At 52.1% G+C, this 25256-nt stretch carries 17 protein-coding genes; 6 read left to right on the top strand and 11 right to left on the bottom strand.

The window, feature by feature from the left end; translation table 11 throughout:
- Nucleotides 1-24: 24 nt before the first annotated feature.
- Together AC3CHX_RS04070 and AC3CHX_RS04065 are read right to left on the bottom strand one after the other, a co-directional pair.
- On the bottom strand, nucleotides 25-3168 hold the full coding sequence (locus AC3CHX_RS04070) for a DEAD/DEAH box helicase (protein WP_488642817.1): 3144 nt from the start codon (nucleotides 3166-3168) through the stop codon (nucleotides 25-27).
- Nucleotides 3152-3970, bottom strand: coding sequence for a Hachiman antiphage defense system protein HamA (locus AC3CHX_RS04065; protein WP_488642816.1), 819 nt, complete (start codon nucleotides 3968-3970; stop codon nucleotides 3152-3154). Before AC3CHX_RS04065 ends, AC3CHX_RS04070 begins: the two co-directional genes overlap by 17 nt.
- A gap of 388 nt (nucleotides 3971-4358) precedes the next feature.
- Here AC3CHX_RS04065 and AC3CHX_RS04060 point away from each other — a divergent pair, with 388 nt between their 5' ends.
- Nucleotides 4359-5057 (top strand): SOS response-associated peptidase, encoded by a 699-nt coding sequence (locus AC3CHX_RS04060; RefSeq protein WP_488642815.1) that lies wholly within the window; start codon nucleotides 4359-4361, stop codon nucleotides 5055-5057.
- A 260-nt stretch (nucleotides 5058-5317) separates the two neighbouring features.
- Here AC3CHX_RS04060 and AC3CHX_RS04055 read toward each other — a convergent pair whose 3' ends face one another.
- From AC3CHX_RS04055 to AC3CHX_RS04040, 4 genes are all read right to left on the bottom strand, one after another.
- Nucleotides 5318-5470 (bottom strand): hypothetical protein, encoded by a 153-nt coding sequence (locus AC3CHX_RS04055; RefSeq protein WP_488642814.1) that lies wholly within the window; start codon nucleotides 5468-5470, stop codon nucleotides 5318-5320.
- Nucleotides 5467-5718 (bottom strand): hypothetical protein, encoded by a 252-nt coding sequence (locus AC3CHX_RS04050; protein ID WP_488642813.1) that lies wholly within the window; start codon nucleotides 5716-5718, stop codon nucleotides 5467-5469. The genes AC3CHX_RS04055 and AC3CHX_RS04050 overlap by 4 nt, the downstream gene beginning before the upstream one ends.
- Nucleotides 5719-6103: 385 nt before the next feature.
- A complete protein-coding gene (locus AC3CHX_RS04045) occupies nucleotides 6104-6976 on the bottom strand; it encodes a hypothetical protein (protein WP_488642812.1) in 873 nt (290 codons plus the stop codon).
- The gene (locus tag AC3CHX_RS04040; RefSeq protein WP_488642811.1) at nucleotides 6963-7319 is read right to left on the bottom strand and encodes a hypothetical protein; all 357 of its coding nucleotides are present in this window, start codon (nucleotides 7317-7319) and stop codon (nucleotides 6963-6965) included. The genes AC3CHX_RS04045 and AC3CHX_RS04040 overlap by 14 nt, the downstream gene beginning before the upstream one ends.
- 903 nt (nucleotides 7320-8222) lie before the next feature.
- On the opposite strand from AC3CHX_RS04040, the gene AC3CHX_RS04035 reads away from it, so the two are divergent.
- Nucleotides 8223-10115, top strand: a complete 1893-nt coding sequence (locus tag AC3CHX_RS04035) for a hypothetical protein (RefSeq protein ID WP_488642810.1) — start codon at nucleotides 8223-8225, stop codon at nucleotides 10113-10115.
- A 118-nt stretch (nucleotides 10116-10233) separates the two neighbouring features.
- Nucleotides 10234-10758, top strand: coding sequence for a hypothetical protein (locus AC3CHX_RS04030; protein ID WP_488642809.1), 525 nt, complete (start codon nucleotides 10234-10236; stop codon nucleotides 10756-10758).
- A 653-nt stretch (nucleotides 10759-11411) separates the two neighbouring features.
- Here the strand turns inward: AC3CHX_RS04030 and AC3CHX_RS04025 are convergent.
- The 5 genes from AC3CHX_RS04025 to AC3CHX_RS04005 are packed head-to-tail and all read right to left on the bottom strand — an operon-like array spanning nucleotide 11412 to nucleotide 19414.
- The gene (locus tag AC3CHX_RS04025) at nucleotides 11412-12455 is read right to left on the bottom strand and encodes a hypothetical protein (RefSeq protein WP_488642808.1); all 1044 of its coding nucleotides are present in this window, start codon (nucleotides 12453-12455) and stop codon (nucleotides 11412-11414) included.
- Entirely contained in the window at nucleotides 12452-16807 is a 4356-nt protein-coding gene (locus tag AC3CHX_RS04020) for a coiled-coil domain-containing protein (RefSeq protein WP_488642807.1), read from the bottom strand. The genes AC3CHX_RS04025 and AC3CHX_RS04020 overlap by 4 nt, the downstream gene beginning before the upstream one ends.
- A 3-nt stretch (nucleotides 16808-16810) precedes the next feature.
- The gene (locus AC3CHX_RS04015; protein ID WP_488642806.1) at nucleotides 16811-17551 is read right to left on the bottom strand and encodes a hypothetical protein; all 741 of its coding nucleotides are present in this window, start codon (nucleotides 17549-17551) and stop codon (nucleotides 16811-16813) included.
- Nucleotides 17544-19037, bottom strand: coding sequence for a hypothetical protein (locus tag AC3CHX_RS04010; RefSeq protein ID WP_488642805.1), 1494 nt, complete (start codon nucleotides 19035-19037; stop codon nucleotides 17544-17546). The genes AC3CHX_RS04015 and AC3CHX_RS04010 overlap by 8 nt, the downstream gene beginning before the upstream one ends.
- Entirely contained in the window at nucleotides 19034-19414 is a 381-nt protein-coding gene (locus AC3CHX_RS04005) for a hypothetical protein (RefSeq protein ID WP_488642804.1), read from the bottom strand. The genes AC3CHX_RS04010 and AC3CHX_RS04005 overlap by 4 nt, the downstream gene beginning before the upstream one ends.
- 597 nt (nucleotides 19415-20011) lie before the next feature.
- Between AC3CHX_RS04005 and AC3CHX_RS04000 the strand changes: the two genes are divergently transcribed.
- The 3 genes from AC3CHX_RS04000 to AC3CHX_RS03990 are packed head-to-tail and all read left to right on the top strand — an operon-like array spanning nucleotide 20012 to nucleotide 25247.
- The gene (locus AC3CHX_RS04000; RefSeq protein ID WP_488642803.1) at nucleotides 20012-22795 is read left to right on the top strand and encodes a type I restriction endonuclease subunit R; all 2784 of its coding nucleotides are present in this window, start codon (nucleotides 20012-20014) and stop codon (nucleotides 22793-22795) included.
- Nucleotides 22795-24324, top strand: coding sequence for a restriction endonuclease subunit S (locus tag AC3CHX_RS03995; protein WP_488642802.1), 1530 nt, complete (start codon nucleotides 22795-22797; stop codon nucleotides 24322-24324). The genes AC3CHX_RS04000 and AC3CHX_RS03995 overlap by 1 nt, the downstream gene beginning before the upstream one ends.
- Nucleotides 24321-25247 carry a PIN domain-containing protein gene (locus AC3CHX_RS03990; protein WP_488642801.1) on the top strand — a complete coding sequence of 309 codons (927 nt, stop codon included), beginning with the start codon at nucleotides 24321-24323 and terminating at the stop codon, nucleotides 25245-25247. The genes AC3CHX_RS03995 and AC3CHX_RS03990 overlap by 4 nt, the downstream gene beginning before the upstream one ends.
- Nucleotides 25248-25256 lie beyond the last annotated feature (9 nt).

Below are 25256 nucleotides of genomic sequence, written 5' to 3'. Positions count from 1 at the left end.
GCGGAGCGAAGGACTTTCGCCTCGCTACGACAAGCCCATAGCGCCTTCGAAATAGGATGGATAGACGTCAACTACTCGTTGAACTGCTTGCCGGTTTTCCTTTAGCGCATTGGAAAAAAATTCTTGTTGATAGCCATCAGAAGCCAATTCCCGAGTTATATCAGAAGCGAGCATTCGGTCGGCGAATCCGTGCTCAAAACAGGATATTGATAGCCAATCCGGCAGGCCATACTTGAGGCGCTTATGAAATAGCGATAGTGGAGTGTTCTCCACATCGCTAATATTCAGCGATTTGTAAAGAAATTGTGCAACAGCGGCCAGCACAAGTGGCGCATCATAACCCAAAGTGTTTTCAATGAACGTCAAAATATCCATCTCGGTGAGTGCCCTGTAGCCATTCTCACCCCAAGGTTTCTTCGCCTTTTGTCGTTGAGAATGCGCAATAATATCCTTATAACTTGCGCCAACAATCCACATTTGGGTGATTTCGAAGCCGAGATTGGACGGCGTAACAGAATGGAAAAATTTATTATTAATCTGGTCGGTGAGAATTGGCCAAGATGCCGCGAGCCAATCGCCGCTATCTTCGATTTCGCTTAGCCGCTGTTTGTTTTCGGCTACCCAGGCCTCAACCTGTATAGCACTGCGAACCCCAAGAAGCGTTTTCGCATATATGATTTGCTTAGCTACTATAGGGGCACGGCTATGAATAAAATCAGCGGTGCGTGCGAACAGCTCTCGCAGCGGGTCCTTCATAGCATCGGGTGCGAGCGAAAAAGCCAACGTAGTCTCAACTAACCTGGCAACTTTGATTTTGAATTCGTCGAATGAAACATCACCCCGTTGTGACATCAAGTAGCTTTCGACAGCGAACAACAATTTCACTCTCTGATTAAGCTCACCAATTAGCTGCTTAACGGTATACCCATAGCGAGAAAAGCGGTTAACCTGCTGTTGCGCCCATTGGGACCAAAGTCCGATATCAGCGAATACTAGATTGACAATTTCCCCGGCAGCTATGGGTAAATGCATTTTGTTCTTCGGACTTTTGAACGGCCCGAGAATAGCTAACAACGAACTTGTTGTATCCTCAGATTTTTCGGCATTCAATAAATCTACCGATGTCTCAAAATGCCATGGCTCATCCTCTCTCAAATCAACAATTTTTGGGTCAGAGAAAATCACCAATCCTTCGGTATGAATTCCAGCCCTACCCGCGCGCCCAATAAGATTTTGAAAATCACGCGTTTTGAGTCGCACTCCGGCCTGGTAGACGCCAGTCAAAATAAGGTATCGAATTGGTAAATTTACGCCTTGAGCTAACGTAGAGGTACAAATAACAAATTTAATCTTCGCCGTTTGCAATGCAAATTCAATCGCAAGCCTAAGTCCGTGGGGTGTGTTACCGTGGTGACAGAAAATTCCTGACTCAGCGCATTTATATAGAATTGACTCCGTACCAAAATGCCTCGCAATTAGCATCTTCAGCTTAACAAGCTCATCTTGGTCCGCGGACGTGGCTGGCGACGGAACAGGGTATTCTCGATGGTATATTTCCGCCACTCGTTCGGCCAAGGACGTTACGGTGTCCTTTTTACCGCAGAATATAGCGACGGTCCCGCTCGGCGCCAACGATATTCCCAGCTGTAGGGCGATGTCTTTGGCGGTTTCCGTGCCCGTATTGTCAGGAAAATAGTGCTCCTTCCTGTCGCCCTTGAGTCGAGACAGCGTGAATTTCTTGATGACCCTTGGGACAAAATAATCGCTCGTTTTATATGAAGTTGATTCGTAAAACAATAACTGTCCTGCCGACTCAGCCCACGTCGCGAACGCTACTGAGCGCGAAGTCGGCAACAATCCCTTGCCGTCGGCAACAATTGCGTCTTGCCCAATGAGCCAACTTCCCACTGCGCGCGAGTTCTGCATCACGGCAGAAACTAGCACTGTTTGCGCCCCAGGCAAGAGTAGGGATTTGATTTCGGTAAGCAGCAACTCATACGTCACCCCTCGGCTACCCGAATCAAATTGGTGGCCCTCGTCATAGACAACAAGCCCAATGTCGGAGGCAAGCTGTGGTTGCTGGCGCAATATATACAATAGCTTTTCGGGTGTGACCACCAAGATATATTTTGTATCTGGCTTTTTTTGACCAAATAACTCTGCAATCTCTGCCAAAAAATCGAGTTGCAAAGCGTCGGTCAATTCGTTCACTTTTACGTCCTCGCCGGTATAAGCGGCTTGCAAAGCGTCACCAATTTCATGACACAATGCACGGAAAGGAGCGATAACAACGGCTAGCGTAGCTCGCCCGGACATGAACGCGGACCGAATGATAATCTCCACTGAACGCGTCTTCCCCGCGCTAGTTGGCATTTGTATTACGCCAGACCTACCATAGAAAAATCCAGACTCCCCAAGTAGCACTTGTGAGGGCCAGAACTCCTTCGGGAATCCAGCTTTACGAATGATTGGTGTCCATTCAGAAATGCCCAGTTTGGAAAATTTAGGAAGCAGATTCCATGAAGAAGATGCAAGCCTCAACATCGCTATCGCCGTTCCGACATCCACGAATAAGACTTCACGAGCGTTTCCTACTTCATAGGCACGACGTCTTAGCGCTGCTGTCGCGATTCGTAATTCCTCTGAATTGGAACCATCATAAAAATGAAACGCGAGAAGCCTCGTATAATCGGAGACTAGCGTGCCAAACGACGTGTCTGTATTATCGAGATAGGTGTCCCATTTTGCTTGGAGTATCCATCGTAAAAATGCATCGACTGGACTTTCGCTTGCCAAAGACTCCAAACGCCTAGCAATTACAAAGCTACTGCCCGGACGTCGTGCGAGGTAATATGCAGCAGACGCCAGCAGCATTAAGTCTGCAGATATATGTTTTACGTAACCCGCAGCCAGAAGTGCGTCGAAGTAACTCGCAGCAAAGCTAAGGTCTTGTATATCCGTATCATCAGTCGTTTTGCGTGCCTCTATAGCTTGGTGCAACGTAACGACGAAGTCCCCCAGAGTGCCAACGGTAAGAAGCAGTAATGCATCAGGTTCAACACCAGCGGGCAGCTTTAGATGAGAATTTTCCGGTAAGCCGAATTCATACATTTTCCCTTTCGAACGCGTTATACCAAACAGTCGTCGACTCTCAAATTCCGGCTTCATCTGCTGCCCTTGCGTAAAGTGCGTGAGCCAGCATCATTAGGTCGCTCCCTCGAATAACAATAAGCTCAAGGTCATCCACGTTGTTGTGGTTGCCAACGCTCGATTTGAGTATCCCGCTTTCATCATAAGAGCGCCCGCACAAAACAGCCGCTGCGCCCGAACGGTACCGATAAGGGTTATCCGCCTTGTTCTGAAATCGTTTTACGGTCAATGCCTCATTAATTTGCTTTGCCCGTATTAATCGGTGTTTCAAAGCATGTAAGTTCATCGCGGAACGTAAATAATCTTTCGATGAGTCGTCGATTGCATGTTGAAGCCGGCCGGTATATTTGGTCGCTGAAAGCTGGGCTTTCACCTCATAGGTAATGAGCTCATCCTCTGTCGAATACGACCCTGGTGTCGCAAGCTTTAGTCCGAGTATGTCGACGCCCTTGGCGGACTCGTTACGGCTCGCCTTCATCGCATATTTATCGCGAGGCACCCAGAATCCAAGCGTATATTCGACATAGTCTGCAAGAAGGATTTCGGCAAAGTCACCCGCACGTATGGATGGTCCAGGCTTTTCGGTGGCATCGGGGAATATGAGATTGTGTAAAAATTGTGCTCGAGTGAAGCCGGTTCCGTCCCGTAGGATGTCAATTTCCTCATCGAGGCAATAGTTTTGACGAAACTTAGCGGCCCAGAGACTTAAACCTGCTGGTTCTATCGGTTGCACCAATTCGAACACCTGGATTTCGTGGCCGTCTGCTGTGAGAAGGCTACTACCGGTACTCTTCAGATGTTTTTCAAGAAAACTTTTCATTTGGAGTCCCTTTTTTTGGCGGTGTGGGACTTCCGCCGCCCACCGCGATTTGTGAGTGATTTTACGCAGAAATATTGGCGTTGTGAAAATATCTGGATTCGATACAAGCCTAGATGGCCAACATTAGTGGCTGCTCAGAGGCGATGGCAGCCCGTCAGCCGAGTGCAAAATGTATGAGTGTTTCAAGCGCGATTGGCGGAACTTTGCGTGCGAATTGGTGGCAAAATTAATGCGAATGGTCAATCGGCTGGAACCAGAATCGGGCTACGAGTGCTCGAAAAATACAACTTCCTGACCACCCAAAGCGCGAACTGGTTTGTCTGCCGCTAACTGCTACTTTGTGGCGAGAGCCACCAAGGTCAGGACTACAAAAGTCGGAGTGAATTTTATGTGCGTCAATTACGTTACTGTATCCAGACAAATCCTTTACGACCTGTTTGATACGCCAATGCAGTCCGATGTCAATTGGCCTGAAGAAGCATATCAAGACTATCTTGCTCCCATCATCCGGAGCAAGAATCCGGGCCGACGAGAGGCACTCGTCGCAGAGTACAGCATGGTGCCGAAGCGGCACCTCCCACCGGGAGTGAAACGGTTCAGCACGATGAACGCCCGCGCAGAAAGTGTAGGACAACTTCGCAGCTACGCGACGTCTTGGAAGGCAGGCCAACTCTGTCTAGTACCCATGCACGCATTTTATGAACCCAGCTGGGAAACTGGCGGGGCAGTTCGGTGGAAAATCGGCATGGCAGACGAATCACCCTTTGCCGTAGCAAGCCTCTACAGGTCGTGGCTTGAATCCGATGGAAGCGAATCTTTTTCGTTTACTCAATTGACGATAAACGCCGATGAACATCCCTTGATGAGGCGGTTTCATAAGCCTGGTGATGAGAAGCGCTCACTTGTCATCATACCGCGGTCGGAATACGACGACTGGCTGGAGTGCAGAGATACTGAGCGTGCTCGAACATACCTGAGTCTTTGTCCGCCAGAATTGATGGTTGCTGTGCCAGCGCCAAAACCCAAAGCTATTAAAAAGCCGAGTGCAAATGATGTTTCTTCGGGCGATACGCCTAGCCTGTTTTGATTTTCATGGGTGGCACTACCAGCTCCGTTGAGTTTCGTGCGTGATGATTAAAGTAAGCAGTCATTAGTGATTCGCCGAGTATTGGGCAGCGCCCTCCCCCGCAAACATCGGCTCATGCGGAGCAAGCAGCCTGATATTTTTTCGGTTTTCAGCGATTGCTTTCAGGAATACGCGAACGCCGTGGCTGTGGGTAGCTCGATAAAATTGATGCGCGTTGCCATCGTAGAGCGTCGTGCTGTAGCCTGGTCCTACCCATTTGCTTACAACAACGTAACGGCGGTCGGAGTTTGCTCGCAGGTCATCATTTCCGCTATATGCATAAGCGAAACGGTGACCAAAGGGGCATCCGCCACGGGCTCGAAGTTTTTGGCGACACGTGCCGCATGCTGCGGACCCACGGTGATTTTATTCATTGCAGGTCTCCAGGGATACCTGGAAGATTCCTTCCGGCCGGGTGCCGGCTTTTAGTTAACAAGGCGTGTGCCCCTATGCCCCGAGACTGTGGCGTGGTTGTCGTCACTTCAGAATTGAGCTTGTTCTCGCAGCACTCGCAGCAAAACCAAGGGAAATCGGCTGCCAGAAAACGGTCGTACTCACGGTCGACGACGCCGTTGCAGGCTGTGCAGAAGTGTGTGTTGCTGGTGGTGTTGATTGTTTTCATCTAAATCTCCGGTTGCTGGGGTCGGTTATAAGAACGCAAAGATTTGTGTTCTGAGCCGTATAGGCACCGACCCCTGAAAAAAGCGGGGTTTTGAGACGATTAGCGAAAATATTTTTATTTTTATTTGGGGGGTATCAGTAGCAGCGCGACGCGTTGGCGCATGGGTGGAAAAAACTGCGCGAAGGGTGTGTTGCCCACCACAGTATTTTTGCCGCGTCGTATCAGGTCAGCGTAAGGATTCGTGGGTAAATGAGTACCATCGGCATGCCAAAACATCCGGACTCCAGCTTACAACCTCCATAACACCCGCTGCAGTTGTTCCAGCGTTTCGGCAGCAATGGTGACGCACTGACAAACCTCGTCCTGGAGAAAGGGAAAACTGGGTTTATGCTGTGCCTTGGAGCATTTTCTTCCGCTTTGGTCGTGCTAAATTCTCAATAACAACCAAGGGGTCAGCAGAGCTTTTGGCACTGCTCTGATAGGACCACCCCGCGATAATACCAGCGTCCTTCAGCCGATTTAGCGCGGCTTTGAGCTGCTCCTTGAAGCCGTCTAACTGAGCAGTTGACCCGAACAGGCGTCGGAATGTGCTTAAAAGATATGAATGGTGCAATTCCGGCTGGCACGCGAGCTCAACTTGTAATAGCCGCGCAAGGTGACTCGAACCGAGTAGCTTACGGTTGTCCAGGTCAACTTTGCCGTAGCCATTTTCGTAGACAGCGAGAATGGCCTGGCTGAGCGACACCCGCAGACGACTCCGCACGGAAATTCCAGGCTCATGGTGCTTGTCATCCCCCCATGCAATGAGCGACCCAGAAAAGATGGTTTTACCAGTCTCGATGTTCCTGGAGTGCAAGTGATGACGAGATAAATCATCCAGCTTATCCCGTAGCCAGTGACGGTTGTTGGTGGTGTAGGCCTTGCCAAGAAACACCAGTGCCTCAGAAAACGAAAAATCAACCTCAATGAAGGTGGCAGTTGGGAGTTTACCCTCCGCAAGCTTGAACAGGAAAAGCAAGATATCCTGATGTTCGGCATCCAATGCGGTGCCTGCGTGCTCAATCGACCGGTTTTTGGTAAATCCCAGCGCCAATGGCTGATTGCGAAGACATCCGCGTTGCTCGTGGCGACCGCGCGGCACCATTGTAAATAACGATGCCGCGCCCCACTCTTTCGGAAACGAACCCCAGCCATCGGGCACATTAGGCACGACGAAAAACCGCCGTTTTATCGCTGGCAGCTTTTTAGGAGTCGCCATCTGTTGGCCCCTGGGCTACTTCTGTCGGCACCACGCCGTACTGCACGCCGAGGCTCTCCTGGGCTTTGTGCACTGCTTTCAACTGCGTCGCGAGAATGCTGGCGCGCTGGCACCAATATACCTTCGCCGCGATAAGCAATTGCGCCTTGAGATGTTCGCATTCGTCGGTGGTCAGGCGCTGGGCTATAGTGGCCGGGACGCCCACCCCACCCTGCGCAATCGTGCCAAGATAGACCAATTTATCGCGCTTTGCTTGCTTGTCATACTGGGATTGCAGGACGCGGACCCCTCGGATAATAGTGCCGTGTCGATTGCGGGAAATATTTATTAAAACAGAAGCCATGAGCCGTTCCTTTCCTTACCGTTTGCTGGTTGAGATGGAACGTATAGCGATGCGCGCCCGTAAATTTATCGCTGGCAAAAAACGATAGCACGAGGGCGCTTACCGACCCTATCCTCGGCGTGGCAAGATGCCTTATTCGCCGCGCGGTTAAACCAAGATGGGCTGCGTCGACGCCACAATACAATGGCCTTCTCCCCCCATTAATTCTTCGAAGATTCTGTCTATAGCGGACTGATATGGGCATATCGACGTTAATGCCCGCCAGATGCCTGTCAGGAGGAAGCCGGCCGGCGCGGCGGCCTATCACGCAACAGGATGCCATTACGCTTCGGTTGGCCAAGGCTCAGGGCGACTGCGGCCGAGAACGTGTGCAAGTGTCCAGCCCTATCGGGGAACTGCGCGGCATGCGGCCTAGGCGTTATTATCGCGACAAGACAAGCTGGTGGCTTGTAGAAGATGCTTTTGGGGGCTTGCGCCAATACTGTAGGGAGGTCCGCAGGTAGTCTGTTCCCTCATCAGGCGGGAACAACTTCTCTAGGCATCTTGAATACTCAACGGTTGGTACCCGCCACAAAGAGCTCGGTCGGGTGCTAGCATTTCATCGCATGCAGCAAGAGGAGGCACGAAGAGCGATACCGGTTCGTTTTCTGCTGCACCGCACGAATAATAACTATCGCTATACCGTAGGCGAGAACTCTTGCTCTGTTCCGAAAATGGCGGTAGGAAGCGCTCCAATAATGACGTCGGGAGCGCCATCCTGGACAGGGAAATGTCATGTAACATTCACGTTAACCTCAATCAAATCAAAGGGTTAAGGAGATGCTTCATTACATTATTCCTGCATCACTTAATGACTCGCGAAAGTCGATAAGCCAAAAGCGGAATCGGGCGCGAAGGCGTCCTATGAACTCATTCAATCTAACCTTCGGCCAACTCAAAGAAAAAATGGCCGATACCATCATCAAACGAGGTGAATCAAAACAAATCTATGCAAATCTAGTCTCGGCTTTGAATGCGATGATGTCGGAATGCGCTGTCAGCGATAACAATTCAGTATCGTCCTTTTTGCGAGCCAGCTTTTACAAAAATCGTGCTGCGCATGTTGCGATTCTATCCCAGCTCGGAAAAAACGCAGCGTACATTGCGAATCGCAAGACCTACCTCGCGCGCTGGCATAAGCTAGTTGCGGAGCTGGACCGCGAGTACGCGTCCGCCTCCGGACAAGCCTCACCCTTCACTGTCGCGTTGCAGGAGCTGCTTAACAATGGCATCTCCCAGAGGCGGCTTGCGACACAAGCCGGCATTAGCTTGGCATCATTCAAGCGTTGGCTGGCGGGCGCGAAGCCGAGCGAAAAGGCGCGGCCTTCCCTAATGCGCCTTGAACGCTTTTTTGGTATCACGCCAGGCGAACTCATTGGTCTGGCAGGGTTAGGCGCAAAATTTGACAACAACGCCGAAACCGGCGAGGCGCCCCAGATTCGCTATCGCGAGCGGCTGCGCGAAAATGTAGGCGATACCTATGTCGTGAAAAACGCCGACCCGCGGCTACGAGAAGAATGGACTGAATTCGTGCAATACAAAACAGCCCGGACAACGTACAGCAAAGCGCGACAGAAGAATGGCAGATGGAGCGTCACGGCAGAAAAAGTCGTACCCCGCACCGTAAGCAACTGGCATTCCTTCGTCGGCACAAACTACGTCGCCACGGCAGGCATCCAGTGGGGCTATGTCTCCGGTTATATCGGCTGGCTGCAGCTTTGTCCCGCACGCGGCGGGGGCGGCCTTCCCTCAACCGATGCTCAAACGCTCGCCCATCTCACAAACTGCGAATTTCTGGGGCAGTACATCGACTGGCGCATCGAACGGGCCGAGCAAACGGTAAACGGAGCCATCTTTAGCTTCTTGAAGTTGGTCAAGAGCTTATGCCATCCGAAAACGGGGTATTTTTGCAATACGCCCCTGTTGTCCAAATCATTGTCACTCAACGAAGCGACGTGGCACGAGCGCTGCGACAAGGCGTTCGCGTTTGCCAAAGAGACACTGAATGTGCTGTCCGGTCAAAGCGAATTATCCCGCAATTCATTTGAACCTCTCAAAGCCATACTGGAACTAGATAATCCTTTGGATGGTGTGGCAGACGCAATTCAACGAATGAATGCGGCACAACCCAGCACCGGAGGAGTGAAAGAGGCAATCTGGGCACGCGACAGATTGTTGATAAAAATATTCGCTTCAAATCCCTTGCGGGCGAAAAATATTAAAATGTTGAAAATTGTTGACGACAAAACAATGGATGTTATATCAGGTGATGACACGGGAAGACTGTATCGCGGACGAGATGGCGGCTGGCGCATCGCGGTTCCCAAGAAATTCTTTAAAAATTTTGCTGGTGCCGCGAGGGACCGCAACTACGATATGCCCGTCCATGATTCCATATGGCGGGATATTGAAATTTTTTTGGCGCATTACCGCCCTCTCATCGCCTCAGCCGACAATCCGTATCTCTTTACCTCGAGCAGGGGCGTCACGTCCACGGGCATGATGTATGGCTTGAATCGTAGAATCGAGCAGCTTACTCGCCTCTACTTCTGGCGTTGCCCAGGGTTCGGACCGCATGGATTCCGACATATCGTAGCCACCGCAATTCTCAAAGTGTCGCTAAATGACTGGCAAACTGCTGCATTAGTGTTACACGACCGGCCAGAAACTGTGCAAAAACATTATGCGCATCTGCGCAGCAACGATGGTGCTGAACGACAGTTTGCGATTCTAGCGTCAAGTTATGCGCGCATGTGACGCTGCTATGGCAATGCCTTGCAAATTCAAACAGCCGAGAACGCTTTCATTACCCTGAAAATTGGCCCGGGCTTCGCGCGCGGATGCCGACCAATGGATAAATTGCGAAGACGACAGGATGGTGAAACTATCTGAGGCTTCCGCCCGCCGCAATGGTGAGTATGTGCTCGTCTGGGATGCTAAAAGGCTAAATGACAAGTGCTACATGCATTGTTACCCACCACTTTTGACCTGGCACATAAATATGTACAAAACTCTGGACGATTTCATTGAAAACCTAAAATCAGTTAAGGCCGAACTCTCAGTAAAGAAGGCTCTATTAAACAAGCACATTGCGCTCTGCAAAACGGGTATTGAAACGCACGAAAAAGAGCTTGCATCGCTCTTTTCGGACGATACGCTGAGCTCGGACCAACAGACCCGTAAGGGTGTACTGTTCGAACGTATAAAGTACATAAAGGATTTTTCCCACCAAACTCACGCAAAGCTTGCCGAGATTGAGGCTGAGGACGAGGCGGCCGACTGGTTACTAAGCCTGGACACACCAGAAATCACCCGCTATTGGCAAGCAACGCTGCGGATGATTCAAATAAATAAATTGACAGAAGGCTTGCCGGGGAGGTTAAGAATCATTTCCGTTTGACCGGCACCGAGCCCGAGGAACCGCTAGGCGAGAACTTGACATAACTATCATGTTGAAAAGAGCCTTATGAACTTTGTAGCATTGAAGCCTCCTCGAAACGTGACAAGTAGCTATGGAATGAGATTCACGCGCAAAATCGACTTTAGCTTATGTCGGTGCCGGGGTAAGTGATGCGGACAACCAAAATGGATGCGCAATACGGACGAAAATCAGGGCTGAGCCATCGGCAAAGGAAGATAGGTTGTAGGGTCAGATGACCATGGGTCTTCGCCCATGTTCTCAGATTTGTATTAGTGACAGACCGCCGCTAGATTGTCGGCGGTCCTTCCCCCACCAATCCAAGCGTCGAACTAAAATACGGTCTCTTTACTTTTTCAAGTAAGACGAGCAGTGAAACTAATAATTTGGCACTCCTGCAGTTTTTGCCAATTCCTCGATTCGCCTCTCGGTGAAATCAAGGCCCGCCGTGAGCTGCCGCGCATTCGCTATTGTTTGCCGGAATCCAGCGTCGTTGCTTTCGGCTCGCGCCGTGAATCGCTCTTCAAGTTGGTCCAGATAAGCTAGTCGCATTACAGCGTGTCGATAAGGCCTTCCCTCTAGAAAAATCATGGCGTCACAGGAAGTGTGGCTGTCCTTCGCCTTGTACGCTGACCTTAAAGATGTGCCGTACCGCCAGGCGCCATAATCCTCGAATGTGGCTCAGCGACCTGCAATCGCAAGCCCTCTTGTGGCATCCACGTCCTGTCGCCAAACAACTGCTTAGCCTGAATCGCTAAGTCAGCGGGCAGCCAGTCGATTGCGGTGCCAGGGTCTTGCCGTTTATTGGCGCCCAACGGTCGACGCTTGCCCTCAGCAAGCAGTCGTTGGTATAGGAAAGTCGCAGGCCTGATTTCCGGTTGGCCAAGACCGCGTAGCTCCTCGTTAATTGTCGCCGGAATGACCAGGCCGGTCGGGTCGAGGTCCCCGAAATACTCGGCGTGAGCCGCCTGGCTTCGCTCTAGCGCATCAACCAGAGCACGGCCCGACTTCATTATCGTGTTGCCGTTACCGTAAGCAATTGATGTGTATACACGAGCGACGCGATTCCATCGAAGAAATGACCAATACGTGTGATGATTTTCAAGCAATAAGAGGGGCGCGCCCGGCACTTCGAAGTCTTCCCGTGGAAGAGGCGGCTCCGGGTCGCACATCCCGAGAACACTGATGGGCAGCACGCCGTACAGCATGCCCTTCTTGATTTGGCCCTCAAACGCCTTCTCGTCATCGAATATCTCGAGCGCGCGTTCTCGAAACGGAACCTCCGTGCAAGTCCTGTCCCGATGATGTATCAAATACTCGTTAATCCGGCGAAGCCGTTCCAGCGTGTCGGTGCGTCGCACACCAGTAGCAAAAGCCAGTTCTGGCGCCCATACCGTGGCGGAACTTGGCATCGGCGCAGAGACACTGGTCCGGACCATCGTTATGCTTGAGGGAAGCTTCGGGTTGCCGACAGTGTCCCATCCGCCGGCACCTTTCGGAAGGACCAGGCGCCCCTCCATTTCTAAGGTTTGTAGCGCGGAGAGAAGCTCGGTGCGGAAGGCGCCACTGTGCTCAAGTTCAGGGCAGGCCTCGGCAAACCCAACGCGGAACCGCTCTTGCGCAATCCGCTTTCCGGATTCCTCTTGCAGCCACTTCAGAAGTCGTTGTGAGGTATTCATGCGGCGGCTTTGTCCGGGAGTGGGAAGAACTGGTAATCAGTGACCTTGACGTGGATTCGTCCGGTCGTCTTATCCATCTGTGTCTTGCCCAAACGCAGGTGTCGTTTGAAAACCGACAGCGTCTCGACCTCATTCATGCCCGTGGCAATGATGAGTTGCAAGCCCATCGCTTCTGCCAAGCTGTGAATAGCCACCCAAATCGGCCGCAAAGTTGCCTTTGCAAACGGATTATCCAGGAGCAGAACGCCGCTTTCCGCGCGATGAACGGAAGCCCGCTGCTCGGAGCGCAGGCGCATGGTGATGAAGTAGAGGAATAGCGCCATGGATATCTTTTCTGCTCCGGAGTGCGACAATCTGTCCACCGCAACATACTGCTCATCCTCAATTTCGACCATCTTGAGCAGTTTTAATCCCAGCTTATTATCCGCAAGACGCATCAAGGCCTGAGCGGCCAACTGCGCGCCGGTTTCCGGAATGTTGCGGTCTGCGGTCAATTCCTCCATATACGTCGACAGAACCTGCTTCTTTTGCTCTTGGCTCATTGCCAGCACAGCGGTGCGCATCTTGAATACACTCTTGCCGCCGACGATGGGCACATTATCCGGCAGCTTCAAGTGCTCAACCGCGCGTCGCAAAATCCTGGTTGTATCTCCGACCAACCCCATGAGCGCATCGGTCGCCCTGGCAAAGTCCTCCGCCATCTTGGTAAGGTCGTGTGTCAGTGCGTCAATCCGGTTGCCGATGGCGTCCTGAATGCGAGTGGCACTCGCCGCCGTGTTATCGAGAGAATTGTCACGCAACATCATGGCAATCTCGAAATCGGCCTTGGCAAACGCTTCATCGCCGGCAATGCTGGTGACCGCCTCGTACGCCTGTCTTGCGCGTTTTTCGGCGGCTTCCGCTGTTTTTTTTGATTCGGAATAGGCCCTCATGAGTTGCCCTACCTCGCCCGCGATGGCACCCGCATCTGTAAAACGCGAAACATCGGGCAGTGCCGTTGAAAAGTCGAGGGACAGCCCGTCAAGAGAAGACCGCTGCCCGGCAAACAACTTAACGCTGTCTCTCAACTCCTTGGCTTTGCTACGGGCGGCCACTGCCACGTCTTTTGCGGCCTGCGCAGCGCGAGTAGCACGGACACTCTCGCTTCGACGCACGCTAATCTCGCTCACCAGAGCCTCCATTGTGAGAGTCGCAGCCTCGGCCACGAAATGGCTGGGATGTTTTCGCTGCTGCTCATAAATGCCGTAAGTCGTACTTGCACGGGTGAATAAACTCAAAGCGTTGTAATGGCTTTGCTGCGCATGTTCGAAGCGTCCTTGCGCTACCAGTTCCAGCTCGCGGTAGTCGCCACCGATGAGACGTCGTACTTCGGATAGAGGGAAGCGGTCGGCCGGATACTTACTGCTGTACTCATCCCGTTTCTCCCTAAGCTGGCCTGTTTTAAGCCTTTGCTCGACCACCAAAGGTTCTGTTTTTTCCGACTCAGCCGCCCGCAGTGCTGTGACCAACGTTTTGTAGTCGGAATCTATCTCAGGAAGTGTGCGGGGGTTAGCCTTCAACTCGGCATCCGCATCGTACTTCTCGTCAGCGAGGACTAAATCGTTACGCTTCTCGTCGTGAGTTGACGCGGCTTCCTCCCGGCTTTTCGCTTGACGCGCAGCCTCATCCGCCGCTTCTCGTTCTTGGCCGAGGGCCACAAGAGCCGCGTCTTCTGCGGCTTTCGACTTGTCTTTCCTTAGCAGCGCGTCCGCCTGTTGCAGGTTCCATTCAGGGCATTTTGACTCCCAGTCGTCGAAGTAGTCGGTCAATCGCTGCAGATGGGAAGATACCTTTGGCATTTCATTTTTTTGCAAGCGAGAGGCGTCCGCACGACTAGTACGCGCACGTTCGGTGGCATCCTCCGCATTGCTGCGCATTTCGGTAATGCGCTGCTCTGCCACGCCCAGTTCATCCCGGAGGTCCTTAACCTTAGTACGCTGATGCTCGAGCTTGCCCTCGCCGAACCGGTCAACATACTTGTCGAGGTCCTTTTTGGCCAACAGGGTGTCACTCGCAATTTTTTGTGCATCATCCCGGGCGGAACTGGCGGTTGCAATCAATCCCGCCAGTTGGGTAGCCCGTTTAGCTGCCGACACCTTATTCCACAAGCTGTCGTCGTTCGGGCCGATGACGAATAGAGGGGCATCGCTCGACTCCGCGGAGGTACTGTAAGCTGAGATGACGACCGGCCGACCCAAGTCCAAGGCCGCTTTTACCAACAAGTCCTTGCTGGCCTCGACATCCTTCAGGCTAGGTACCGCAACGCCGAGGTATCGGGCTGGATTCGACAACGCAAGCTCGCGCGCCATTTCTGCCCTTGGCACCGTGTACGCAATATATTCGGCATAGGCTTTGACACCCTGAATCCCTTGGTCACTCAGTAACCGCACGACTCGCGCCACGTCCGGGTCCCGTCCGAACAATTCGGTCAAGTCAACGCTGTCCTGGCCTTCTTGAAGCCGCGAGAGGTGCTGCTCGGCAGTGCGCCAACGCTCCTGCTCATGGCTCAGCAGCTCTGCCGCACGGCCGGGCAGAACCTCCGAGTCAGGGTTGCAAATCTCGGCGCCCGCCGCTTTCGCTAACGCCCTGTTGTGCGAGAGTGCTTCACGTGCGCTGTCGCCGTCTTCGACTTCCTTCGCGCACCGAGACAACTCCTCCTGAGCCGGCTTGATTTCATTTGCTAGTGTGAGCGCATCGGCGGCGAGGGCTTTTCGTTTGGCCTCAAAGTCAGTGGCCTCTTGCTCGAGCCGGGTAATGTTTGCAGCGAGAGCCGTTTTTTCTGCGGTCACCCGTTCGATAGCGGCTAACGCCTGCTCGTCGTCGCCTAGGAGACTATCCTTTATCAAGGTATTGCGCCGACCTTCGGCGTCAACCAGGCGCGTGTTCGCCTCCGTGTGCTGGCGTTCCGCGGTCTGCCTATCGCGCTGGGCTGCCACCTTCAAGGTTTCCTGATGCTGCGCTGATTGTTTCGCTGATTTCTCTGTTTCGCGAAATGTGGTTGCTTGGGTGCGGGCGGCTTTCGCGAGGTCAATCAGTATTCTGCGGTAGATAGCAGCCGTCTCCGCCAAACTCTGACGCAGCGGTGCTGTTCCCTGATTTGCATCGGTAAGTGCTTTGGTCAGTCCGGCTATGTCTGCCTGCAAGCCAAGAATTTCGCCATTCAGCTTTGCGGCATCGACTATCTGCACCTGACGATGTTCTTCTTTTTGATGCGTATCCGCGAGCTTGGCGCCAGTTTCTGCGTCGCGGCTCACACGACTTAACCGCTCTGCCTCCAAGGCTTCAGCATCGGCATCGGCCACCGTCGCGAGTGTCGATTGTTCTGTGTGTTCTGCGTCCTTTTCCCGCTGCAAGGTGTTCTGCGCCTCGGCTTGGTCGGTCTTTTGCAGGACATGAACATCAAGCGTCGTGGCTGCAATGCCGAGCTCCTGTTCCGCAGATTCACGGGCAGTAATCGCTGTCTGGTACTCCTGCGCTGCTTTCGCAAAGGGCCGGAAGATATCCCCCAGCCGTTCCATTTGCGCAAGTGCGTCCTGGAGACCCTTGCGGTTGCCCATCTTTCGACAGAGGGACGCAACAAGCTGTTGCGTGTCGCATGCCATATCCGGGTTCAGGGTGAGAAGCAAAAAGCGACGGACAAAGTCAAGCTCGGACTTGAAGTCGAGAAAGGCCTCGTCCATCGCCCCTTCTTTACGATTGAAATCGACCTGCTTGTGAAGCAATTCAACATCAAAACCATGGCTGGTCAGCGTAGCCTTCCACTCGGTCTGGTTGGTGAAATACTGGAAGTTTCCCCGATTGGCTTGCGCCGTTTCGTGCAACCAGCGAACGCAATCTTCACGGGTGCGCAAAACACCGGTCGAGGCCCCCGGTAGGTTGGGTCCGGGAATATTATCGAGCGACAGCCTGTCGTTCGCCTCGAACGAAAAGAAATGCCGGTCCGGCGTCAGCCCATCGCCGGATTTACGCAGACAAACGAACTGTCCTGTTACAAACCGCTTCCGCGGAGACAAGAGGTCCCCGCCGGGCATGTCCCACTCTACGACAATGATTCCGGGCAATCCGTCTTTGTCAAAATAGTCGACGAAATGCTGACCCGGGTTCGACAGGGTTTGAAGAAATCGGTCCTGCTTCGTGTCGAAGACAGAAAAAAATAGCGCTAAAAACGTGGTCTTCCCGCCCTGGTTAGCCAAGTTGTAAATCGCCTGCGTGGGCAAGCCTGTTTCGGCATCGGTGAATGGCAACAGAAGACCGGGGTACCAGGCAAGACGATAGCCAGCGTTGGCGATGTAGACCCGTGAGATGCGATACATGGCTTACGCTTTCTCCGCACTCGCGGCGGCTGTGTTCAGAAGGTGGCGAACTGCCTTGAAGAGGTTTTCAACGGTGTTTTCCCGCAATTGGGCGATGTAACGCCAAGTGGCGTTGTACCGCGGGGACTCTTCCTCGGCGTCCAAGCGAACGAGTCCGGCTTCTCGTAATTGCTTAAAAACAGCACTGACGGTGCCTTCTAACGTGGACAAGCTGTGATTCTTTTTATCAGGTAGCGCCTCCGGCATGGACGACACCAGTTGCCAGGCCGGCTCCAGTTCGCGCGGCAAATCGGGCAGCAATTCGGTTTTTCGGGCGGCTACCGTCGCTGCAAGGTCGCGTAAGTGGGTGGCAGTTAGTCGTTCGCTCACGGGCGGTGAATCATAACCGTCATCGAACAGCTTCTCGGCGGTCGGGAAGAACAGCGCCGCGACGGTGAGATGGATAAGCACCATGAGCGCCTTCTGTTCCATTTTGAGGCCACTGGCGCGCAAATCGGACAAGCGCATCGCAAAAAGGCTCTCGCCGCTGCTTGGGACTAAAATAGCGCCTCGGAAATCGACGGATACCGGGGCCAGCTCCATGCCTTCCGCAACCGAGTCAAAAATCTCGCGAAAGCTACTGTCTGCTTCGTATCTGTTGAGAAGAAGTCGATACTCTTTATCGTTGGTCGGCGTCAGGCCCGGCTGCAGTGCCTTGGACAACAGCCGTCCCGCATCGCATGCCAGGTTTCGGTATTCAGTCATTATTATTCTCCGACGGTGGTGTTGCCACTTCCTGATACACAAGCCGCTCGCCCGCTACATGCTGCGTCCTGAATCTGCCGGACTTTTCAATGTTGAGGTTAGAGTCCCGGTCCGAGAACATTTCATATAGCCGATGCATGGCGTACTCTTGCACAGCGGTCGGCAGGAGCTTGGCCTCGCCGGCGAGAAGAATTTGTTCGTTGTCGATTGACGTACCCCGCGCGAACGCTTCCTTGAACGCCTGCTCGACATGCGCCTTGGCCGCCGCGATAACGTCCGCATGAAAATGCGGGGGCAACTGGTCGAGTGGCACCATGTTTTCTTCGGTCCACTCTTGCGGTTCGGCAGTCCCCCGCAACTCAGTTAACATCCCGAACGCCTGCCCAAGACTGAACTGCTTCGGTGCTTCCGCAGACAGGAGAACATGACCACACGTGTCTCCTAGCTCGGCATTGTGCTGGACGGTATCTGCCAACAGCGGGGGCAGCAAGTGTTCCTCGATGTCCGGCAGCTTTTGCCGACGTCGCGCGCGGAACAAGGTCTTTTGTGCCTGCCGATATCGGTCCCCTGCTTCGCCGACCATAAGCAGCAACCGCAGATGGACACCTAGCTCCTGCTCCAGCGTCTCGTGCAATCGCACGAATTTTCGTCGAGTGCCGACGTCAGTCGCCTCACGAAGCTGTTCGTTGACCAACACTTGGAGCTTTCGTTCTTCGTCGCGGCGCCCGTCGATATGTTCTCGGGAACGGTCAAGGAATGGCTCTAGGTCTCCTTTCCAGGCAACTGAATCCGGTGAGCGCTGCGCGCGCTCCAAGTGTGAGCGAATGCTTTCTTGATAGCGCATTGCTTCACGCCGACCGCGCTCCGACACATCCAACGCCTGCTCCACGCGGCCGCGGCGGATAAGCTCAGCCAACATTTTGTCCAACAGCACCTGCATGTTTTCCGTGCCCAAGTCGAGCATGCCTAAATACACGAGGTGCCCTTCATCGGTGACGCGGTAATAGCTTCGGTCGTCTTCGCAGCGGGTCCATCGCAATAGGTGAAAGGCATATCGCTTCATCTCTCCGCTAAACGAATCGAAATACTCGTATTCGAAGCGCTCAGAGCGGTTGTCCGCGTTGTGGATAGCATCTACCACTGCAGCAGCCACCTTTCGGGAGTCGGACTCAGAAAGCGATGACTTGAGCAAGCGGGCTTTCTCACCGAGGTAGCTCAATACCTCCTCGCGCGACCGCCCAAATCCGAAGACGCTCCCCTCCATGACAAAGTCCAGAAGGGACACGGCCAGGAAATTCGTATCGAGACCGGAAAACAGGCGGTCGCCCTCGTCGGTCCTCCTGGTGCGTAAGGCCAACTCAAATAGCGGACGGACAAGCAGCAAATTTTTGAGCTGTCGGGACAAGTCAAGACGGTTGACTTGCTCGGCTGAACTATCCAGGGTTGTCGCGCTGTCGTGCAAAGCAGGAGGATGTGGGCTATTCATTCGTTATCCGGCTTCGGCGCTATTAGTGCATCGGACTCGGTTTGAATATGGTTTTTCTCGTAGGTGTCCAGAACCAGGTGTTCCACCAGTTTCGAGGCGTTACGGTGTTGTTTGCTTGCCGCAGTGCGCATCAATGCCTTTGCACGAGGAGAAACTCGAAAGCTGAGCTGTTCGGTTTTTGATTTAGCCATAATAAGTGACAGAAACAAGTTGTATTGACAATGTATATGACTTGAAACTTTTTCGATATGGACAGTTTTTTCTTCCAATCGCCAGCAAATGCGACAAATGCCATTGGATACCGCGTGCGGCGCATCCACCTGCCCACCTTGCATACTGGATAGACGATTAGTGTGTTGAAATTTAACGCGACGCATTCAAGTTGCCGGAGCCGCGACATCGGGGTAACACGTGCAGCCCCGCTGTCGGTGAAAAAAGGCGTGGTCCTGCGCCCGGGACCCGCGCGTCGCTCCGACGGAATCGCTTGTCACGCACGGTCCCCACTTTTATAATGGGGCATGTCCGCAGGTCCCGATGTGATAGCAGAAATGATAGCGTTGAGGTCGGCGGACGGGGTCGGGCAGCTGCGGTTGAATGCGGTCGCATTCGCGTAAGTGCTTGATTTTACTGAAGTTGGGATAACGCAATTCCGGTCGAGAAGCCTAGACGTTCAACTGTTAATCCGCAGGTCCCTGGTTCGAGTCCAGGTCGGGGAGCCAGAATTCGCAACAAGATCAAAGAGTTACACGCTTCGGCATGTAACTCTTTTTTTTCGTCTGGTCTCCGTCTGGTCCCTGCGTGCTTTACGTCTCAGCTTGGTTTTTCTTTGCCCGTCTCTCCGCTCCATTGATGCGATCTGGTTTTTATTGCTGCTTCAACTGCTGAGTTGGCAAAAAGCACCTTAACCGTTTAGATAACGGTTAAGATACTTTTTTCATTCGCAGGCTGCCCTATAGGCGCAAACTGACTTAGCGATGACCGAAAACCAAAACCCCGAACAAAAAGCCAGAGATAACATTGATGCGCTGCTCAAGCAGGCAGGATGGGTCGTTCAATCTGCCAAGAAAATAGATCTGAACGTTGGTATCGGCGTAGCAGTGCGCGAATACCAGACAGATGTTGGCCCGGCGGACTATGTGCTGTTCGTGGACAAAAATGCGGTAGGCGTGATCGAGGCCAAGAAAGAAGAGTTAGGCCATAAAATCACTGAAGTGGAGCAGCAAACAGAAGGGTATGCGTCCGCCAAACTGAAGTGGATCAACAACAAAGCGCCCCTGCCCTTTCTTTATGAAAGCACCGGCATCATTACTCGCTTCACCGATGCGCGCGATCCTAAGCCGCGTTCACGTGATGTATTCAGTTTCCACCGTCCGGAAACGATTAAAGAATGGTTGGATCTTGGCAGCAGCCTGCGTAAACGCCTGCAGCAAATTCCGTTGCTCAATCCTAATCATTTACCAGCCAGCGACTTGCGCCTACGTGATTGCCAAGAAATCGCCATAACCAATCTAGAAGCATCCTTCAAAGCGGATCGCCCCCGTGCGCTAATCCAAATGGCGACGGGTGCGGGCAAGACTTATACCGCCATCACCTCGATTTATCGCCTGCTCAAGCACGCGGGTGGAAAACGCATATTGTTTCTGGTTGACACCAAGAATCTTGGCGAACAAGCCGAACAGGAAATGATGGCGTACGTGCCCCTTGATGATAATCGCAAGTTTACTGAGCTATATAACGTCCAGCGGCTCAAGTCTTCATTTGTCGCCAAGGACAGTCAGGTATGCATCAGCACCATTCAGCGGCTTTACTCCATTCTCAAAGGCACGCCACTCGATGATGCCACCGAAGAGATAAATCCAGCGGAATTAGCGCAACCCAAAAAACCGATGCCGGTCGTGTACAACGAAAAAATTCCCCCAGATTTTTTCGACTTCATCTTCATTGATGAATGTCACCGTTCCATCTACAACGTATGGCAACAGGTGATCGATTATTTCGATGCCAGCCTGATCGGTCTCACCGCCACACCAGACAACCGCACCTTCGGTTTCTTCAAAAAAAATGTAGTCAGCGATTACAGCCACGAAAAAGCGGTTGCCGATGGCGTCAACGTCGGCAATGAAATCTATGTGATAGCAACCCAAATTACTCAGCAAGGCGGCGCTCTGGAAAAGGATCAGCAAGTCCAGAAACGCGAAAAGCTCACGCGCAAAAAGCGCTGGGAACAACAAGACGAAGATGAAGTTTATTCCGCAAAGCAGCTAGACCGCGATATCGTTACGCCGGACCAAATTCGTACCGTCATCCGCACCTTCCGCGACAATCTGCCGGAGATTTTCCCTGGTCGCAAAGAAGTGCCAAAAACCCTGATCTTTGCCAAGACCGATAGCCATGCAGACGACATCATCCAGACCGTGCGCGAAGAGTTTGGCGAGGGCAATGCCTTCTGCAAAAAACTCACCTACAAAATTGAAGAAGACCCGAAATCGGTGTTGGCGGATTTTCGCAATGCCTACTACCCGCGCATCGCAGTCACAGTGGACATGATCGCCACTGGCACCGATGTCAAGCCTTTGGAATGCTTGCTTTTCATGCGCGATGTAAAAAGCCGCAACTACTTCGAGCAAATGAAAGGCCGTGGCACGCGCACTCTGGACATGGATGATCTGAAAAAAGTCACGCCCTCCGCCCTGAGCGCCAAAACGCACTATGTCATAGTTGATGCCATCGGCGTGACCAAGTCGTTGAAAACCGCCAGCCAGCCGCTCATCACCAAGCCCACCGTGCCGATGAAAGACTTGGCAATGAGTGTGATGATGGGCGCGACTGACGAAGATACCGTGTCATCACTGGCAGGGCGCTTGGCGCGGCTCAACAAACAACTCGATGCCAATGACCAGCGTCGCATTCGCGAAGCTGCTGGCGGTGTGGAACTGACCCAGATCATTGGTAAACTATTCAGCGCGATTGATGCCGACAACATCGAAGCCAAGGCGTTAGAGATTGCAGGGCAGCCAATCGGAACAGACCCCGGCGACTCCAACCGTGAACTGGCGCAGCAGCAGTTGGTCAGCGCCGCCGCCAATTTTTTAAATGGCGAATTGGTCGAACTCTTCGACAGCATCCGCCGCGACAAAGAGCAAACCATCGATCACGATGGCATCGACATCGTATTACGCGCCGAGTGGGACAAAGATGCGGCCAACAATGCACAAGCCATCACCGACGAATTTGCTTCCTATCTGACAGCCAATCAAGACAATATAGCTGCCCTAACCATCTTCTTTAGCCAACCGTATAGAAGACGCGAACTCAGCTTTGATCTAATCCGCCAGGTGCTGGATAAACTCAAGGCAGACCAACCGAAGCTCGCCCCGCTACGCGTGTGGCAAGCCTACCGCCACTTAGACGATTACAAGGGTGAGCAACCGATTGGCGAACTGACCGCCCTGGTCGCCCTGATTCGCCGCGTGTGCGGCATGGATAGCAAGCTCGCCACCTTCGACGACACTGTGCGCCGAAACTTTCAGAATTGGGTTATGAAGCACCACTCTGGTGGAAGCGAAAAATTTAATGAAGAACAAATGACATGGCTGCGCATGATCCGCGACCATGTAGTAAATTCCTTTCACATAGAGCGCGACGATCTGGAAATGTCGCCTTTTGATGGGCAAGGTGGGTTAGGTAAGATGTATCAATTATTTGGAACGAAAATGGATATGTTGTTGGATGAATTGAATGAAGTGCTGGCGGCGTAATGGACAAAGTGTTGAATCTCCCAAAAAGTTGGGAACAGGTGACTATCGCTGAACTCGGTAACGTTGTGTCTGGAGGCACACCATCCACAAAAGAAAATATCTATTGGGGTGGAAATATCAGTTGGATTTCACCTTCGGATCTCACGGGATTTAGCAATAAGTATATCGGTAAAGGTGCGAAATCGATCACTCAAGAGGGCTTAAGAAATAGCTCTGCCACCGTCATGCCTGCGGGCAGCATTCATTTTTCTTCGAGAGCACCAATAGGATATACAGTCATCAGCTCCGTCAACATGACTACTAATCAAGGCTTTAAGAGTCTTGTCCCCATAGAAGGGGTTTTTAACGAATACATTTACTACTATTTCAAAAGTGCGAAGCAATTAGCCGAATCACAAGCAACCGGTACAACGTTTAAGGAAATCTCTGGCACAGCGTTTAAAAAGCTGCCGGTACCCCTCCCACCAACCAGCGAACAACACCGTATCGTCGCCAAAATCGAAGAGCTGTTTTCCGAGTTGGACAAGGGTATAGACAATCTAAAGACCGCCCGGGCGCAGCTCAGGGTGTATCGTCAAGCCCTGCTCAAGCACGCCTTCGAAGGCAAGCTCACGGCGCAGTGGCGTGTCGACAACCCGAACAAACTGGAAACTACCGCCGACTTACAAAAACGCATCCAGCAACAACGGACCCAGCGCTACCAGCAACAACTCGCAGACTGGGAAGCCTCAGGCAAACAAGACAGCAAACCCAAAGCCCCAAAAGCCTTACCGCCGTTGACCGCCAAAGAACTGGCAGAATTGCCCGGATTACCGGTTGGTTGGGGTTGGGTTCGCTTTGGCGAAGTCTTTTCCAATAGTCCGAAGAATGGAATATATAAATCAGCGGATTATTATGGGTCGGGATTTTCGATAATTCGTATCGATGATTTTTATGATGGCCTTCTACGTAGAACCTCGGGCTTTAAAAAAGTTAAACTTTCCTTGGATGAAGTTACGACTTTTACCGCCCACGTTGGAGATATTCTTATCAATCGTGTTAACAGCATTGAGTACCTAGGAAAATGCTGTGAAATAAAGGGGGTGGCGGAACCTGTCGTTTTTGAGAGTAATATTATGAAGATGGCACTTGCATCGAATTTAGTTTGCAACTTTTTTGTGACATCATATTTGTCGAGCCATTTTGGACGGAGAAGATTGTGTGCAAATGCCAAACACGCAGTCAATCAAGCAAGCATTAACCAAACCGATGTTTCTCTGACCCCTCTACCTTTACCGCATTTGGCCGAGCAAATTGCAATTTCAGAGATTCTTGGCGCTCATCTCTCTGAAATAGACCAACTCGAGCAAACCATCGCCACATCGTTACAACAGGCCGAAGTCCTGCGCCAATCAATCCTGAAAAAAGCATTCTCAGGCGAACTGGTGCCACAAGACCCGCAAGACGAACCTGCTTCGGTTTTGCTTGAACGGATCAAGGCTGAAAAAGAGGGGGAAACACCGGTAAAGCGCCGGAGAATAAACGCGTGACCGGGACACTCGCCGGTACCCCGTTCAATTTATCAGATGTCTTTACGGTACATTCAGATAAGCTGAAAGAGCTAAGGGCTGTCATCCACACTTTGAAGGATTCCAATGTGACGTTGGGCGGTGTAGTTCAGTTTCGTTTGGTGGTGGATAGCAATATTGTTCTTGGTGACTTAATTTGGTTAGTGTCCAAACGCAAAGATAAGACCGCCAAGACGCAACTAATGGAGACACTTGAGGCAGAAACCATCGAGTTATACGCCCCGCCTGTCCTCGTTACAGAAGTCGAAGAAAAAATTCCTTTGATCGCGGTTGAAAAGGGTTTAGACATCGATCAGATGGTTGCCGAATGGCTCATTTACAAAGCAAAAATAAAAATAATTGAGCCAGATAGCGGAATGGTCGCAGTCTTAAAAAATGGTGTTGACCCTGATGATGCAGAATTTATCGCGCTGGCACAGACTATCGTCGCTGCTGGCATTGTCAGTAAGGACAAGCACATCCGTCTTATGGGCGGAAACCAAATCTCAATTCAGTGCGTAACCCATCTTCGCAACTATTCGCGTGCTACGGCAATTGAGTTAAACATAAAAGTCAACGGAGTTAGATTTTCCATGGTCAGTGTTGCTGCGCTTCGGGGGTTGTATATAGGAATCAAAGCATTGAACGATGGGATAAATAAGGCACCTGATTGGGTGAAAATTGGTTTGCTTGCTGGAGGATTATTTGCTGCGCTACATCCAGGCGCACGAGCGGGTATTACTCGCGGATTGAAAACGGTATTTGCTGGCGTCGGAGAGGCGACGCCTGTCATCATTGACCTCATTGCTGAAGCAGCAGTTCTAGCCGAGAAACATAGGACTGATGCCCAAGTCCAACTTGAAAAAGCAATGAAAGAACTAAGCAGAAATGAAGCTACGTGCTAAGGCGTAATC

The organism is Glaciimonas sp. OK215 (assembly GCF_057787885.1).
Note: the sequence above shows the minus strand (reverse complement) of the source record. Positions and strands in the feature narration are given on the sequence as shown.